The 15,535-nt window shown below is 58.3% G+C and carries 14 protein-coding genes; 5 read left to right on the plus strand and 9 right to left on the minus strand.

Annotated elements, in window-relative coordinates:
• Window positions 1-254 precede the first annotated feature (254 nt).
• Window positions 255-1,526 carry a glycosyltransferase family 87 protein gene (locus E1180_RS19450; protein WP_155193883.1) on the plus strand — a complete coding sequence of 424 codons (1,272 nt, stop codon included), beginning with the start codon at window positions 255-257 and terminating at the stop codon, window positions 1,524-1,526.
• Here E1180_RS19450 and E1180_RS19455 read toward each other — a convergent pair.
• The 3 genes from E1180_RS19455 to E1180_RS19465 all read right to left on the minus strand — a co-directional run bounded on the left by E1180_RS19455 (window position 1,489) and on the right by E1180_RS19465 (window position 4,038).
• A complete protein-coding gene (locus tag E1180_RS19455; RefSeq protein WP_208997258.1) occupies window positions 1,489-2,409 on the minus strand; it encodes a DMT family transporter in 921 nt (306 codons plus the stop codon). The genes E1180_RS19450 and E1180_RS19455 overlap by 38 nt on opposite strands.
• Window positions 2,406-3,404: a bifunctional riboflavin kinase/FAD synthetase gene (locus tag E1180_RS19460; RefSeq protein ID WP_155193886.1), complete on the minus strand. Its 999-nt coding sequence runs from the start codon at window positions 3,402-3,404 to the stop codon at window positions 2,406-2,408. Before E1180_RS19460 ends, E1180_RS19455 begins: the two co-directional genes overlap by 4 nt.
• Before the next feature lie 181 nt (window positions 3,405-3,585).
• A complete protein-coding gene (locus E1180_RS19465) occupies window positions 3,586-4,038 on the minus strand; it encodes a MaoC family dehydratase (RefSeq protein WP_155193888.1) in 453 nt (150 codons plus the stop codon).
• A gap of 249 nt (window positions 4,039-4,287) precedes the next feature.
• Between E1180_RS19465 and E1180_RS19470 the strand changes: the two genes are divergently transcribed.
• Both E1180_RS19470 and E1180_RS19475 read left to right on the plus strand, forming a co-directional pair.
• A complete protein-coding gene (locus E1180_RS19470; protein WP_006935666.1) occupies window positions 4,288-4,671 on the plus strand; it encodes a response regulator in 384 nt (127 codons plus the stop codon).
• 127 nt (window positions 4,672-4,798) lie between these two features.
• The gene (locus E1180_RS19475) at window positions 4,799-5,530 is read left to right on the plus strand and encodes a protein phosphatase CheZ (RefSeq protein ID WP_208997259.1); all 732 of its coding nucleotides are present in this window, start codon (window positions 4,799-4,801) and stop codon (window positions 5,528-5,530) included.
• A 90-nt stretch (window positions 5,531-5,620) separates the two neighbouring features.
• Here E1180_RS19475 and E1180_RS19480 read toward each other — a convergent pair whose 3' ends face one another.
• From E1180_RS19480 to E1180_RS19490, 3 genes are all read right to left on the minus strand, one after another.
• Window positions 5,621-6,448 carry a lytic murein transglycosylase gene (locus E1180_RS19480; protein WP_208997260.1) on the minus strand — a complete coding sequence of 276 codons (828 nt, stop codon included), beginning with the start codon at window positions 6,446-6,448 and terminating at the stop codon, window positions 5,621-5,623.
• 319 nt (window positions 6,449-6,767) lie between these two features.
• Entirely contained in the window at window positions 6,768-7,946 is a 1,179-nt protein-coding gene (locus E1180_RS19485; protein WP_155193893.1) for an alpha/beta hydrolase family protein, read from the minus strand.
• A 360-nt stretch (window positions 7,947-8,306) separates the two neighbouring features.
• On the minus strand, window positions 8,307-9,182 hold the full coding sequence (locus tag E1180_RS19490; protein ID WP_155193895.1) for a TIGR01459 family HAD-type hydrolase: 876 nt from the start codon (window positions 9,180-9,182) through the stop codon (window positions 8,307-8,309).
• A gap of 113 nt (window positions 9,183-9,295) precedes the next feature.
• On the opposite strand from E1180_RS19490, the gene mutL reads away from it, so the two are divergent.
• Both mutL and E1180_RS19500 read left to right on the plus strand, forming a co-directional pair.
• Window positions 9,296-11,221, plus strand: a complete 1,926-nt coding sequence (gene mutL / locus E1180_RS19495; RefSeq protein WP_155193897.1) for a DNA mismatch repair endonuclease MutL — start codon at window positions 9,296-9,298, stop codon at window positions 11,219-11,221.
• A 107-nt stretch (window positions 11,222-11,328) separates the two neighbouring features.
• Entirely contained in the window at window positions 11,329-12,222 is an 894-nt protein-coding gene (locus E1180_RS19500; RefSeq protein ID WP_155193899.1) for an alpha/beta hydrolase, read from the plus strand.
• Between the two features lie 58 nt (window positions 12,223-12,280).
• Here the strand turns inward: E1180_RS19500 and E1180_RS19505 are convergent, their stop codons facing one another.
• From E1180_RS19505 to E1180_RS19515, 3 genes are all read right to left on the minus strand, one after another.
• Window positions 12,281-13,462 carry a porin gene (locus E1180_RS19505; RefSeq protein ID WP_155193902.1) on the minus strand — a complete coding sequence of 394 codons (1,182 nt, stop codon included), beginning with the start codon at window positions 13,460-13,462 and terminating at the stop codon, window positions 12,281-12,283.
• Between the two features lie 278 nt (window positions 13,463-13,740).
• Window positions 13,741-14,922, minus strand: coding sequence for a porin (locus tag E1180_RS19510; RefSeq protein ID WP_155193904.1), 1,182 nt, complete (start codon window positions 14,920-14,922; stop codon window positions 13,741-13,743).
• A gap of 135 nt (window positions 14,923-15,057) precedes the next feature.
• Window positions 15,058-15,486, minus strand: a complete 429-nt coding sequence (locus E1180_RS19515; protein WP_155194102.1) for a nucleoside deaminase — start codon at window positions 15,484-15,486, stop codon at window positions 15,058-15,060.
• Between the last annotated feature and the right edge of the window lie 49 nt (window positions 15,487-15,535).

Below are 15,535 nucleotides of genomic sequence, written 5' to 3' on the forward strand. Positions count from 1 at the left end.
CGCCGCACATTTTGCGTCAGCCGAGGGCCGGGCAACTAATTCGCGTCACAGCAATGACTGCCGGGCGGATGGATATTGAGATCCAGTTTCGCATGGCAGGGACATAGCAGCACTTTTCGCGTGAATAAAGCACTTCCCTTGAATTCTCCCGAATTGCCGGGTCTGGCCGCCTAAAAGAGCGGGAACTTGCGGTTGGGTAACCAAATAGTGACGACTAACGGGCAAGGGTTCATGCAAAGCGGACGGGGGATTGCTTGAACACCGACATTCAGGAAACGGGACAAATTGAGCCATCGCACGGCCGTTCCGGTCTGTGGGACCGTGCCGTTCGCAGGGCCGAATGGCTGACCTGGGACCGGATCCGCATTGCTTGCGTCTTCTCGGCCATCGGCATGGTGCTTGGCCTTGCTTATCTGCTGCTGTTGCCGAACGCACAAACGTCGCCGACCGGCCTCCTGATCATGGATTACCTGGCTTACTGGCTGGCGGGCCAGCAAGCCCTGAACGGCACTCCGGGCGTTGTCTACGACACTTTCGTGTTTCTGGAGATGCAACGGACAATGTCCGGGACTGAGGATTTCCTGACCTTCTTTTATCCGCCGCCCTTCCAGATGATGCTGATGCCGTTTGCGCTGTTGCCTTACAAGGCCGCCTTCGTGGTATTTGCTGCAACGACAACCGTTTTTCTGGCCTTTGTGTGCCGCCTGATAACCGGAAACTGGGTTTGGGCCATTTGCCTCATCCTTATTCCGGCAAGCTTCAACAATGTGTTTCATGGCCAGAATGCAGCCCTAACGGCAGCGCTGTTCGGGCTTTTTGCCCTTGGAATTGATCGAGGCAAATACTGGTGGGCGGGGATCGCGCTTGGGCTTTTGACGATCAAGCCGCAACTCGGAATTCTGGCGCCCTTTGCACTGATCGCATGCTGGAACTGGCGGGCATTTGCAGGCGCTTCGGCGACCGCGCTCGTGCTGGCCGGGCTGAGTGTACTGGTGCTGGGCAGCAATGTCTGGGTCTTGTTCTGGACCCAGGCGCCGCTGGCAACGGATATCATGAATGCTGGCAATATAGACTGGGCCAAGATGGTTTCGGTTTATAGCAGTGTCCGGCAACTCGGTGTCGGCCATTCCGCCGCCATGGGGGTGCAGGCCTTAACGGGCATTGCGATGCTTGTCTGCGTCTGGCTCGTCTGGTCCAGGTCCGCCGACACCTTCGCGCGGACCGCCGTCTTGGCAGCGGGCACATTGCTCTCCACGCCTTATGCCCATTCTTACGACGTCCTGGTTCTGGTTGTCCCTTGCGCCTTTCTGATCGTGACCGGAACGGCCAAAGGGTTCTTGGACTATGAAAAGGCCGGATTGGCCATCGTCATCGGACTTGCCGCATCCACCGCCTCGATCGCGATCCTGTCGGGCGTTCCTATTGCTCCGCTTCTGCCGGCGCTGATGGTCTGGATGGGCATGCGCCGCGGTTTGGGCGGTGCATCCGTCAAATCTCCTGCCTACGCAGGCGTTCCCGGTGGGTGATGTAAAGTCCGCTACCGATGATAAGCGCGATTCCGAGCCAGGTCATCGCATCCGGAAAGTCGGCAAACACCAGATACCCAAACAGCGTGGCGCTCACGATTTCAAGATATTGAAGCGGAGCCAGTAGACTTGCACTGCCGCGCTGGAATGCGGCCACCACCAGGCCGTGCGCCAGGAACGAAATTGCACCGATGATCAAAAGCAATCCGGTTTGAGAAAGCGTCGGCATGACGAACGCTGCTTCGCCAAATCCGGCAAGAGTGCCGATCAAAAGCCCCGTACCCAGATAGACAGTGCCGGCAAGACCCGCGCTGAACTGGATCGTCAGCAGATCGTCCTGGGCCGGCACGATCCGGTTGATGATCAGGTAGCAGGCGAAGACAAAGGCCGTGAACACGGGCAACAGGCTGACAAGGCCCAGCTCGGCAAGGTTCGGACGCAGGATGATCAATGCCCCTGCCAGCCCGACAACAATCGCGCTGATCCGGCGCACTCCTACCGGTTCCTTCAGGATCACCGCGGCCATGATCGTCAGGATCATCGGTTCGACAAAAAAGATGGAAATCGCCGTCGCGACCGACATGTATTTGACCGCAATGAAAAAGCTGAGCGACGCGGTGGCCAAAAGCAGGCCGCGCGCGTAATTGAGCAGTGGCTGATGTCCGCGCATCTTCAGGAGGCGCCCGGTTCCAACTGCTAGGACCAGGCAGATCAGAAATTGGAAGAAAAACCGGCCGAATGTGATTTGAGGCGGCGGCAAATACGCTGACAGATATTTTGCGATGATATCCATCACTGGCACGATCAGCATCGCGCTGCTCATCAAGGCTATGGCCAGCATGGGTTCCTCGGCGGCAAACTCCTTGCGCGGAGCGCTGCTCACCGGTCCAGTTCCAAAAGCTTCAGATCAAGTCCGGACAGGGGAGTGATGGATGCGATCGCGGCTTTCGCTTCCGCGCTGTCCAGATCCATCTGCGCCACGAGGGCCTCGGCACTTTCGAATTTTGCTTCGCCCCTGAGATAGGAAATCAGGTGCACCCGCAACGTCTGACCGTAAAGGTCGCCGGAATAATCGAAGAGGTGCACTTCAAACAGAACAGCCCCGTTGTCAAACGTCGGGCGGCGTCCATAGCTTGCAACACCGTCATGCCAGCCGTCCTCAGTCTTCACCTTGACCGCATATATCCCGTGAAGCAGCGGGCTGTCCGGGGCCATGGGAAGGTTGGCTGTCGGGTATCCGAGATCCCGGCCTCTCTTGTCACCATGCTGGACCTTGGCATCAAAAAACCAACGGTAGCCCAAAAGCGCATTCGCCTGCGCAATATCACCTGCGCCGAGGCTGTCCCGGATACGGGTGGAGGAAATGACCTCCGCGCCTTCGTCTTCCGCGCGCTGGACGATGGTCACCCCGAAACCGTTGCTGGCACCGGCCGCCCGCAAATAATCCGGGGTGCCTTGCCGGGCGCGGCCAAAATGAAAATCATATCCGGTGACTGCATGGGAAATGCCGAGCGTCCCGATGAGAATGTCTTGCACGAAAGCGTCCGCTTCCATGCCGGCGAAATCCTTGTTGAACGGCAGCACCAGCGCGCCGTCCAGCCCGCACGCTTTCAGCATGTCAGTCTTTTGAACCGGCGGCGTCAGACGGAACACCGGGCGGGATGGATTAAAAACAGTGCGCGGATGCGGCTCAAACGTCATGGCAAAAACCGGGTGATGCGTTCCGTGGCCCAGCCCCAAGGCAGCATCCAGAACGGCGCGATGGCCGCGATGGACACCATCGAAATTGCCGATGGCAACAACACCGCCTTTGAGGGAACTTGGAAATGTTTCGAGTGTTTCTGCGATCAGAAAATCAGTCGAATCAGCCGGGAGCATATAATGGAACCTTTGCGCAAGACGCCGGGCGGGAATGATCACCCGGCAGCAGGACACACAAAAAAGGGGGCGGACCACACGGGGGGGCCGTCCAATTGGCGTGGACCCTGCCGTCATGCGCTGAAAAGGTCAAGGATGCGTTTGTGCCGCACCGTGCCCGGCTTCAACAGGGCCGGTTCACTCAAAGCCGTTCGGTGGGCGGCCCATCAGCCCGGCCCGGGACCTTGACCAGGGCTTCACCGTCCAGAACGATTGTGCCGTCCACTTCGCAGGCACAGGACAGACGGGCGCGTTTCCCGCGTTCCATGAGTTCCTCCACGGTAACCCTTACGATGACATCATCGCCAATCTTGACCGGTGCCTTGAAATTCAGCGTCTGCGAGAGATAAATCGCGCCAGGGCCGGGAAGGCGGGTCCCCAGGACTGCCGAAATGAGGCTGGCCGTGTAGAGGCCGTGGGCGATTCGCGTCTTGAACGGCGTGCGGGCTGCGAAGTGTTCGGACAAGTGGATCGGATTGCGATCTCCGGAGACTTCCGCAAAACCTACGACATCCGAAGAGCTGACATGTTTCGTCAAGACTTCGCTCATCCCGACTTTAAGATCTTCGAAATAAAGTGTCTGTAACTCAAGCATTGAAATTTCTACCCCGTCCGGTGCTGCAAAAGCAGCGCAGACGCTAGGCGGCCCGCGCTCTTCAGGCAATTGGGCTTTGGACCAAGAAAAAAGCGTCTGAAATTAACGGTCTTTTCAGGGCCTGACGGTAAAGTGGTTTGAGTGTGGGGAGGTGAGGACACAAGTTATGTGTCGCTCTCCTTCAAAGTCATAACGCGTTCCAACGGCCCACGGCCAGGGGCCGCGCAAATTGACAGTATGGAGTAGACAATGGCCCTTGATCTTCAGATGCCGGTCCTCGTGGTCGATGACTACAAGACGATGATTCGCATCATTCGCAATCTGCTGAAACAGCTCGGTTTCGAAGATATTGACGATGCTGCGGACGGCACCGAAGCTTTGGAAAAAATGAAGCAGCGCCGCTACGGCCTTGTGATTTCCGACTGGAACATGGAACCGATGACCGGCTACGAGCTGCTGAAGCAGGTTCGTGCGGACGGCTCCCTGAGCAAGACACCATTCATCATGGTGACGGCAGAATCCAAGACTGAAAACGTGATCGCGGCCAAGAAGGCCGGGGTGAACAACTACATCGTGAAGCCGTTCAACGCCCAGACGTTGAAAGGCAAGATCGAAGCCGTCTTCTCCGATTAAGAACGCGTACCAGGCGGGGGCACATTTTGAGCGCTTCCGCCGGCACCGGTAGGACGAACCGAAGCGTTTTTGGCGGGCAAGGCAGGCAGCCGGGCGCGCGCGGGGCTGTCCGGAGAGTTTTAGCGGAATGCTTGTGGTGTTCCGCCCTTCGGAGGATGCGGAACGCATGGAAAGGCTAGATCTGATGGCCCATATGAAACAAGAAAATGTCGCTCGGGTCATCGATTTTCTCGAAGAGAACAAAAGCAAGGATGGCGAAGTCTCCCTGACCGACGTCATGCATCTCGCTGAGGTCATGTCGGGGTCGATGTTCGACTTCCTGTCCACGGTTCAGCCGGCTGTGACGGAAGAACTGACCATGATTGCGCGGGAAATCACGCGCATGAAAGATGAGATTTCCAATCTCCGCGCCAACGACATGACGGGGCACAAGATTCCGGATGCCGGCCGGGAGCTCGATGCAATCGTCGAGGCAACGGAAGATGCCACCAACACGATCATGGAAGCGGCCGAGGAGATCATGGGCGCTGACACAAGCGACCCGGAAGCCTATCAGGAGCTGGTCTCCAACAAGATGATCGGCATTTTTGAGGCCTGCACGTTCCAGGACATTACCGGCCAGCGGATTTCAAAGGTTGTTGAGACCTTGCGCTTCATTGATGAGCGTGTGGCGTCTTTCATCGAACGGTTGCGCATTCCCGAAGATCTGGACGCTGTCCTGGAGGAGAGCGAGAAGGAAAAGCGGGCCCGCGAACTGATCCTGCATGGACCGCAAATGGCCGGCGAAGGTGTATCGCAAGATGATATCGATGCGATGATGGGTGGCGGACAGGCCGACATCGACAAGTTATTCGACTAACCATCCGAACAATTTGGCAACAAAAATGGCTGCCTTGTCAGGCGGCCATTTCTGTTTTGGCTTGGTGACCCGGCTTCGCCGCCGCGCCGCCTATTGATCAATCAGACCGGCGGCATAGGCAATGGCGCGCTGATAGTTGCCGCTGTCATTCCAGGACGACAAGACCCGGAAATTGGCGGACCCGTCCGCGAAGGGCCGTCCGCCGCGCCAGCCATTCTGGCGCAGCATGTTGGCAGCCGTTGCCAGCGCGTCGGCTGCATTATTGGGATCCGCGCGGCCATCGCCATTGCCATCCTGGGCAAACCGGACCCAGTTGCCCGCAAGAAACTGCATGTGTCCCAGTTCGCCGGAGGGGCCGCCCCGGCTGTTGCTGGTGATCAGGCCCCGGTCGACAAGCTGCAGCGCTGCAATCGCGTCATCTTCAAAGCGCGGATGGCGGCGGCAGTAGGACGCAAGGGTCACGGCGCCGTTCACGATCGGGGTATCGCCTGTATAGCCGCCCCAGCTCGTCTCATAGCCCCAGATCGCTACCAGAAGGGAGCCCGGCACGCCATAGCGCTGTTCGATTGCTTGGAACAGCCTGGCGTTTTGCTGAAGCCGGCGTTTAGCGCTGGAGACAAAGGAATTGACACTCGAAAACCGGCTCTTCAAGAACTGTTCGGGACTGCGGTAGCGCATGCTGGACTGGGAGGCCGGGTTGGATTCAAACCGCCAGGTAATGCCGGAGAGCCGCGCTTGCTGCAGCGCCTGCATGCCGCGCTGCCCCACGCCATAGGAGGCCGCCTGCTGCGCCAGCTGCTGTTTATAGGCGTTGAACTGCCCCTTGCTGGTGATGCATGTCGCGGCCACGGCCGGTGTTGCCATGAATACGGCAGCCACCGCCGCCACGACGCGCCATGCGGCCCGCTTTGATGTCATATTCATCTCCCGATTCAGGTCATCCAAGATCTTACTGACAAATACACCTGCGTCACTTTCACGACTTTCACTGATAGCATACTTGGATTTGCAGCCTTGCAAACCGGTTGTTTGTGAAAGAAACCGCCAAGGCCTTTCACTTTGCACTCAAATCGGGATCGGCATGTGAACGAAAGATGTCTTTCAACAAAAACCGTCGAAAGGCTCATGTTTCTGTGTCATGCGGTGCTTAGACGGCCCGTGAACGCCTGAGAGGCCCGCCAGCGTAACCGGTTTCCTGACCGTGTGTTGTGAGATGCGCCCGCGACCAAGAATTTGCCTAGTCTTTCGAGACGCTGCTGAGTGATTCCCGAATATCGCTTCGAAGGTTGTTTGCCCGTAGGATGAGTATATCCATTTGCTGGACAGTCTCGCGCGCACCGACTTCGCCGTACCAGAAAAAATGGTTCCCGGGGACCCGTGCGTTTAGGGCTCCTGACGTGGCATAAGATATGCGATCCATAAGGCTTTGCCATGCTGCGGGACTAATGTCTTCGGATTTGGAAAGCACAGGTAAAACCAGGTTTCGATAAAGATGTTGAACCTGATAGAGCCCCCAGTTGCCGCGGTCGGTCAAAGCATGATCGTTGTCCAGCACCTTGTTGCCGGAAATCGTGACTACAAATGGGAAATCCGTGACCTTCAAACCGCCCGTATCGGCCAATGACCAATTAAGGTCTTCGACAAACTCACCGTTCTCATAGCGCGAGGCGATCATGATTGCGTTGAGTGCCACTGGAATATCGCCCAAAACATCCGCTTCGAACGTTGGCCAGGGCATGATTTCATGACCGTTCAATTGATCCTGCGCGACCACATATTTCTTAAACAAGTCATAGAATTGCGGCGCTCTCGACAATCCGTTTGAGGCCTTCGAAATCGCACCTGGCGCCGCCAGGAGAAGAGGGATTGGCGGCGTGGAGGCAATCGAGACATAAAGGCTCATATCAAGACCTGCGGCTTGCGACGCCTCGTAGACCGATTGCGCAATCTGGCCACCGGCACTCCAGCCCAGAACAATTACCTTTCCTGATAACTTATGCTGGTCGATATAGTGTTTGGCAACCGCCGCAACCTGTTTGCCCCAATCCCGGATAGAAAAGGCAGGATAGGCCTTTGAATAGACCTTGTTGCCTGTTGGATAGGAAGATCCGAGGAAGGAATATCCTCGCTCGCCAAGCCAGTGAGCCAAAAAGTCCCGCTCGTTCCCACCCGGATATCCGTACGCAACTCTCGCCAGGTGAAAACCGCCTGGTACGAAGATAACCAGGGGTTTTTCCGGATCTCCAGCCTTGAAATAATTCAAGGTCTCGATCCCATTGGTTAGAAGCATCTCCTCGCCCGGATAAAGGCCCGCTTGATCCGGGACGCTCTTGACAGTCCATGGTTCGCTAGCGTGAACGGCGCTAAAAAAGAACAGGAACACAAGTCCTGATGCAAACTTCAGTATTGCAGTCATGAAGGCCCCGCGTTTTTTGAGGTACCCTGAACTAATTATGTGGACGGTTCCATCCTGCTTGACGAGCTCCAACGACGTCAACCCAAGTGGGCATCACGTCTATGGCGCTCATTCTCAGCGGAATCAATTTCGTCAAAGAGCGGTCAGCCAAAGCAATCACGCACAGGATACCCACGGCACCTTTTTTGAAAACAAAAAGTGCTTCCTTCACAAACCGGTTTCGGCTTTGATTACTTCAATGTGCGGGTGTTTTGCCGGTGAAGGACGACTTCCGCCTGCTTAACACAGCGTCGATTAAAAGCTGAAGGCTGCCGGTCAGGTTTGGCCAATTGTATGCCGCAGCTCATTCAATTAAGAGAGCTACCACCAAAGCCGGGGCAGGGCGGCGCGGGCGCGCAGGCCCTCTTCGACCAGGCGCTTGCGGATGAGCTGTTCTTCCGGCGCTTCCGACGGGCCGAAATCGGAGGCATGAATGCCCGCGGTGATGAAAAGAACATCGATATCCTGGGAAACCGCCCCCCGGATATCGGTTGGTAGCCCGTCGCCGATTGCCAGGACATCCTGCTTGGCAATGGCGTGGCCGGCATGTTCGCCAAGACGGGCAAGGGCCGCTTCATAAATTGGCGCGTGCGGCTTGCCCAAAATGGCGACTTCGCCGCCCAGATCCTCATAAAGCCGGGCCAGCGCCCCGGCACACCAGACCAGCTTGTCGCCCCGTTCCACCACGATATCCGGATTGGCGCAGATCATGGGAAGGCCGCGTTTGGCGAGCTTTTCCAGGCGCTCTCGGTAGTCATCGGGGGTTTCTGTCTCATCATCAGCAAGCCCCGTGCAGCTGATCGCGACCGCCTCGTCATCCTTGTCGGTGAAGGTTGCCTCAAGGCCGTGATAAAGCGGCTGGTCCCGGTTGGGGCCGATATGAAGCAGCGTGTTGCTGCCTTGGGCGACCAGAAGCCCCCGCGTGACATCGCCTGATGAGATGATGCTGTCATAGGCTGCGCGCGGCACGCCCAGCCCGGTCAGCATGTCTTCAACAGCGCTGGCCGGACGCGGGGCGTTTGTGATCAGAACCACCGGACCACCGGTCTCCTCGCGATAGGTCTGCAGGGCCTGGTGAGCTGCTTCAAAGGCGGCGACACCATTGTGCAAGACGCCCCACACGTCGCTGAGGATCCCCTTGTAGGACGGGGCCAGGGCCTTGAGCCCGTCAACAAGAAGCGGTGCAGAAACTGTCATGGTGGATCACTCGGGCCGGTTGAGATCTGATAGGATTAGAAAAGAATCGAGGCAAACTCGGCGCGGACAATATAGGAACCGGGCACAGTGTGAAACCGGCCAAAGGGACTTTCATGGCAGTCAGACAGCTCGGCGAGCGCGTGATCAACCAGATCGCCGCCGGAGAAGTGATCGAACGCCCGGCCAGCGTGATCAAGGAGCTGGTCGAAAACGCCGTTGATGCGGGAGCACGCCAGGTGGATATCGTCACCGCGGCGGGCGGCAAGACACTCATGCGGGTCACCGACGATGGTGCGGGCATGACACGGGACGATTTGCAGCTCGCCGTCCGGCGGCATTGCACATCCAAGATTTCCGAGGACGATCTCTTCGATATCCGCACTTTGGGCTTCCGCGGCGAGGCGCTGCCGTCCATCGGGTCGGTGACGCGCCTAGCCATTCAGACCCGACACGCGCAAGAAGACCACGCCTGGGCTATTGCCGTTGAAGGCGGTAAGGAAAGCGCGCCTGTTCCTGCGGCCCGCGCCAAGGGCACGCAGGTTGAGGTCCGGGACCTGTTCTTTGCAACGCCGGCGCGGTTGAAGTTTCTGAAATCCGACCGGGCCGAGGCGGCCGCCATCACCGAGATCGTCAAACGCATTGCGCTTGCCTATCCGGAAACGGGATTTTCGCTCTCCGGCACGGACCGGCAGGCCCAGACCTGGCCGGCAGCAAGAGGTGAAACGCCGCATATTGCCCGGATCGCGCAGATCCTTGGGGCGGACTTTGTTGTAAATGCCATGGAACTCGATGCGGAACGGGAAGGGGTCCGGCTGACAGGATTTGCCGGGTTGCCAACCCATCACAGGGGCAATGCGCAGCACCAGTTCTTTTTCGTCAATGGCCGCCCGGTGAAGGACAAGCTGCTTTTGTCCGGTCTGCGCGGTGCCTATGCGGATGTGCTCGCCCGCGACCGTCACCCGGTAGTCGTGCTGTTCATCGATCTGGATCCGGCGCTGGTGGACGTCAATGTTCATCCCGCCAAGGCCGATGTGCGGTTTCGCGATGCGCAGTTGGTGCGCGGGCTTCTCGTCGGTGCCATCAAGCACGCCCTGGTTCAGTCCGGCCACCGGGCTTCCACCTCGAATGCGGCTGTGGCGCTGGATGCCTTGCGGGCGAATGGCACAGGTTATGGATCGGCGGGCGCAGCGGTGCATGATGCCGGTCATCCGGCCAATGGCGCCGCTGCCTCCGGCCAAACCGCTCCGGTCTATGGCCAAGGGCCGGCATCACCGTCTGAGCGCTGGGCAGCGGACGCGTTCCGTCCTTTGGAACCCGCAGGCGGCAGAGCGGGATCCGCGCCGGGCTTTGCCGAAGGCGCACAGGCGGGTTTTGCCGGGCAGTCGGGGCTCAGCGGCCTCGCCATTCCCTCCGCCGATGCAAGGGCGCACGATGTTGCGGTCGAGCCAGAAAAGACCGGTTTGCCGCTCGGCGCGGCCCGGGCGCAGGTGCATGAAACATACATTATCGCGCAGACCGAAGATGGCGTCGTCATCGTGGACCAGCATGCCGCCCATGAACGATTGGTCTACGAGCGGCTCAAGGAAGCGCTGGCCAAAAAGGACGTTGCCCGCCAGATCCTGCTGATCCCGGAAGTTGTTGATCTTCCCGAAGAAGATGCAGCCCGCCTCGCTGAACGGGCGGAGGACCTGGAGAAGGTCGGTTTGGCGCTTGAAGCCTTTGGGCCGGGTGCGATTGCCGTGCGCGAAACCCCGGCCATTTTGGGGGACATGGACATTCAGGGCATGGTGAGGACCCTCGCCGATGAACTTGCTGAGTGGGATACGGCCGACAGCTTGAAGGAGAAGCTGGACCATGTCGCCGCCACGATGGCTTGTCATGGCTCCGTGCGGGCCGGACGGCGTATGCGGCCGGAAGAAATGGACGCCCTTTTGCGCGACATGGAGGCAACGCCGTTGTCCGGCCAATGCAATCATGGCCGCCCGACCTGGGTGGAGCTCAAGCTCGGCGATATCGAGAAACTGTTTGGCCGGAAATAGCAGAGCCTCTTGGGACGGGCAGCGTCCCGTTGCCTAGCTTGGCACATCAGGCTTGATCGGCCCCGGCCTTTGCGCCGTAATCTCTTGCAACGGCACGGAGACGCTGAATGACGAAACATGAAACCGGGCAAGCACGCGGATCATCCCTTGAGGACACGGCGCCAAAAGCCAGTTTGGGCGCCCGTTCGCTGCGCGTTCTGCGGAAAATCCTGTTTGCAGGTCTGATCGCCTACGCGATTGTTGCAGGGTACATGTATGTCGCGCAGCGGAGCATGGTGTTTCCCGGGTCCGGCGTTCTGGAAACGCCCGAGGCCAAGGGCCTGTCGGGCGTTGCAGTTGACCGGATTGCGATGGCGGATGGGACAAACGTTACGGTTTGGTCCGCTCCTCCGGCCAGCCCCGGTCTGCCGACACTTTTGTATTTTCAGGGCAATGCCCAACCAGTGTCCACCCGTTGGAAACGCTTCAAGATGATCCTCGACAGCGGGTATGGGCTTTATGTTCCAACCTATCGCGGCTATCCGGGAAGCGAGGGCAGCCCATCGGAAGAGGCCCTAATTGCCGATGCGCTGGCCCATTACGACCGTTTGAAGGACCTGCAGGACGGGCCGGTGATCCTCCATGGTGAAAGCCTTGGCACTGGCCTTGCGACTGCGGTTGCGGCAGTGCGCCCGGATGTTGATCTTCTGGTTCTAGAAGCGCCCTACACGGCGCTGGTGGATATCGCCACCGAACAATATCCGTGGCTGCCGGTGCGCCTCTTGATGAAGGACCCGATGCCGACACGCGACCGGATCAAGGATGTTACAGCGCCGGTCCTGATTTTCCATGGCACGGAGGACCGGATCATTCCGGTGGCGCATGGCCAGCGCTTGTTTGATGCAGCTCCCGACCCGAAGGAGATCGTCATCTTTGACGGCGGGCAACATGGTGATCTTTGGACGCTTGGCCTTTGGGAGAAGGTCAGCGAGACCTATGCCGGGCTTGAAACCGCCCGTTAGGATCAGCTTTGGGCGTTTTCAGTATGCGCGCACAAGGCTGCAGCAGGTGGCCGGGTGGTCAGAAGGACCTTTGAAATCTCAAGGTTCCAAACACTTCGTAAGTGTCATCCAGTCCGGCTGCATTCTTATAGTTAAGATCGCGGTACTGCAGTTCCGGCCCCATTTTCAGGCCCTTGACCGGCTCCCAGAGAAGATTAGCGGTTGTGCTCCACTGCGTGAAATCAAAATCATCCGTGCCCGCATCGACCTTGTGATACCCCGCTTCCAGCGCCAGCGTGAAATCGTCGAATTTGTGCCAGAGACCGCTGGTGAGGTTCAGGGTCTTGGTTGCTTTTGTCCGGCGCCCGTCCCAAACCGCATCGGTTATCAAATCGGTCCAGTCGGTGGACCCATAGCCGCTGGCCCCGTGTGTATAGACCACTTGCAGGGCGGCGAGTGTCTTGCCACCAAAGGCGGTGAAGTCAAGTTTTACGCCGGCCCCGGCAGCCCAGCCCAGAAGCGTGTCATTGGAACCGGTTGCCGACGTGTAGTCGGTTCCCGGATAAACCTGATGGAGCGCCCCCATGATTTGGGCCTTGCCCCAATCCTGGGTCGAGCGCAACCGCACCACGGCATCCGGCACCCGGGTGCCGCCAAAACTTTCCGTGCCGCCATCCAGACCGAGACTGGTTTCCCGCTCCGTCCGTTGCTCCGCTGCCAGTGTCGCGCTCAAGCCCTCCGCAAAGCTTGCGGTATAGGACAGCATGTTGGTTGTCAGGTCCGAAACGCTGGAGATCTGGGCATCCGAGGCATAGCCTCTGAAAAAATCAAACCGGGAACGGTGATATCCCGCCAGCAGGCCGCCCCAATGGATGTAGTTCTTTTCGATCGAAGTGGATTCGTCGCCGTTTGCGATCTTTTGAGACAGTTCCACATAGGTCCGCAAAGTCCCGAATTCCGTTTCAGTCCGGGCATCGAAATGAAGATAGGCACTTGTCCGCCACTCCGCGCCATCGGAGTCGCGGTCGCCCCAGGCGTTTTCGTTCTGGCCGAAATTGTAAAACCGGACCTCAGAGCGCGCTTTAGCGTGGACGCGCAGGCATGTTGTTGTGCCTGGAAGGTAGAAAAACCTGGATCCGTAGGCATCGCACACGCGAACATAATCAACCGGTTCAGGCGATTGCCGAATGTCTGCGGCAATTGATGCCGTAGAACCAGCGATCGCAAGGGCAAGTCCACCAGCTAATCCACTTGGCCGCATTGAAGGCACCAGAAACTCTTCCGCAAATGTTGATCAAACTCTGTACCGGCATCCGGCCCAAGCGTTTTTACCGGTCTAGTTGTTGCCGACGTAAACCCTGTTAGCAGAACCAGGTAAACAAACCGGCGGCAAGACCGGTAGGCAGAGCCGCAGCAATTTGCGTTCATGTGCCCTTGAACCCGGATGGGTGCAAACAAAAAAGCGCGCCGGCAAAGGCGCGCCCGGAAATGAGGGTCTATTTGGGTGCCGAGACGGCGATTCAATACGGAAAACCGCGGTCAGAAGGAGCGCTGGATCCGGAATGTGCCGTAGACCTCATAGGTATCGTCCAGGCCGGACGCTGTGTTGTAGTCAATGTCCCGGTATTGAACCTCTGGTCCCATTTCAAAGCCGTCAACCGGCTCCCACATGGCGTTACCTGTGATACTCCACTGTGTGAAGTCGAACGCGTCAGTGCCAGCATCTACATCGTGATACCCGCCTTCCACCGCCAGCGTGAAATCGTTGATGGTCTGACTGACGCCACCGAAGATGTTGAACGTTTTTGTGGTTTCCGTGCTGTTGCCGTCCCAAACCGCGTCGGTGATCTGACCTACCCAGCCTGTTGAACCGTACCCGCTGGCACCATCCGTGTAGACAACCTGAACAGCCACGCTGGTGCCGCCGCCCAGCGCATCGAAATCAAACTCCGCACCGGCGCCGACGGCCCAGCCGAGTTTGTCTTCATCGGAGCCTGTCGAGGCATTGAATTGCGCGTTCGGGTAGACTTGATGGAGGGCGCCCATGATTTGAGCCTGACCCCAACTCTGATTGATTCCCAGGGCGGCAACAACATCAGGGGCGCGTGTGCCCCCATAGGCCAGAGTTGCGCCGTTAAGACCGATATTGGTTTCGCGGCTACTGCGGTCTTCAAGCGCAACGGTCGCACTAAGCCCATGTCCGAAGGTGAGCGTGTAGGCAAGCTGGTTGATTGTCTGGTCGGAATAGCTCTCGATCTGCGCATCCATGGCGTAGCCGGTGAAGAAGTCGAAGTTGGAGCTGTTGTAGCCGGCCAGCAAACCACCCCATTGGATGTAGGCTTTTTCGAGGCTGTCGCTTTCGGTTCCGTTGTTCGCTTGCTGGTAGAGCTCAGTGTAGGCACGAAGCGTGCCGAATTCGGTTTCGGTGCGCGCATCCAGATAAATGTAACCGCGGGTCCGCCACTGGTAGCCGTCCGTATCACGGTCGCCCCAGGCGTTTTCCGCCTCTCCAAAATTGCGAATCCGAATTTCCGTGCGGACCCGTCCGCGAATACGCAGGCATGTCTCGGTTCCGGGGATATAGAAAAAGCGTTTCCCGTAGGCGTCGCACACGCGGACGTAATCGACCGGTTCTGGTGCGATAGGAAGATCGGCCGCGTTTGCGGGAAGGGCGGCCGTTGCAACGCATGTGGCAGCGCAGAGTGCGGATAGGTGTTTCATGGCATTGCTCCGAGAAAACAGAAACATACAGACTATGTGGCGCTCCAATCGTGACACCTTCACGAAGAAAGCAGCTGATCTTACCTAGCGAGAGTTTTTGGGGCGAGCTGTGGTTTTTGTGCAACGCAGCGCTGTTTAGCGCTTCTGGCTGAAGAAGGTTCTCAGAATCGTGCTTGCCCGGTGTTCGCCAATACCGGAATAAACGTCCGGGCTGTGATGGCAGGTGGGCGCGCAAAAAAAACGCGTTCCGTGTTCCACTGCGCCGCCTTTTTCATCGCCAGCGCCAAAGTAAAGCCGCCGGATACGGGCGAAGGAAATCGCACCGGCACACATGGCACAGGGCTCAAGGGTCACGTAAAGGTCGCAGCCCGGCAAACGTTGCGACTTCAAGAGATCACAGGCCTGCCGGATGACAAGCACTTCGGCATGAGCGGTCGGGTCATTGAGCTCCAATGTGCGGTTGCCGTCCCTTGCCAGAACCACACCGTCCTGCACCAGCACCGCCCCGACCGGGACTTCGCCGCGTCGCGCCGCCTTCTCGGCCTCTTCAAGGGCAAGGTCCATGAAGCTTTGGGGTGCCGGGCCAAAAGAGGGGGATTGGTCATCGCTCATT

Origin of the sequence: Roseibium denhamense (genome assembly GCF_009711415.1) — a bacterium.
In the GTDB taxonomy this organism is placed as follows: Bacteria; Pseudomonadota; Alphaproteobacteria; order Rhizobiales; family Stappiaceae; genus Roseibium; species Roseibium denhamense.

Bases quoted from the DNA above. Each gene is read 5' to 3' on its own strand.
- E1180_RS19470 (WP_006935666.1), top strand. From the start codon at position 4,288: ATGGCCCTTGATCTTCAGATGCCGGTCCTCGTGGTCGATGACTACAAG.
- E1180_RS19500 (WP_155193899.1), top strand. From the start codon at position 11,329: ATGACGAAACATGAAACCGGGCAAGCACGCGGATCATCCCTTGAGGAC.
- E1180_RS19515 (WP_155194102.1), bottom strand. From the start codon at position 15,486: ATGGACCTTGCCCTTGAAGAGGCCGAGAAGGCGGCGCGACGCGGCGAA.
- E1180_RS19475 (WP_208997259.1), top strand. From the start codon at position 4,799: ATGCTTGTGGTGTTCCGCCCTTCGGAGGATGCGGAACGCATGGAAAGG.
- E1180_RS19485 (WP_155193893.1), bottom strand. From the start codon at position 7,946: ATGACTGCAATACTGAAGTTTGCATCAGGACTTGTGTTCCTGTTCTTT.
- E1180_RS19505 (WP_155193902.1), bottom strand. From the start codon at position 13,462: ATGCGGCCAAGTGGATTAGCTGGTGGACTTGCCCTTGCGATCGCTGGT.
- E1180_RS19465 (WP_155193888.1), bottom strand. From the start codon at position 4,038: ATGCTTGAGTTACAGACACTTTATTTCGAAGATCTTAAAGTCGGGATG.
- mutL (WP_155193897.1), top strand. From the start codon at position 9,296: ATGGCAGTCAGACAGCTCGGCGAGCGCGTGATCAACCAGATCGCCGCC.
- E1180_RS19480 (WP_208997260.1), bottom strand. From the start codon at position 6,448: ATGACATCAAAGCGGGCCGCATGGCGCGTCGTGGCGGCGGTGGCTGCC.
- E1180_RS19510 (WP_155193904.1), bottom strand. From the start codon at position 14,922: ATGAAACACCTATCCGCACTCTGCGCTGCCACATGCGTTGCAACGGCC.
- E1180_RS19490 (WP_155193895.1), bottom strand. From the start codon at position 9,182: ATGACAGTTTCTGCACCGCTTCTTGTTGACGGGCTCAAGGCCCTGGCC.
- E1180_RS19460 (WP_155193886.1), bottom strand. From the start codon at position 3,404: ATGCTCCCGGCTGATTCGACTGATTTTCTGATCGCAGAAACACTCGAA.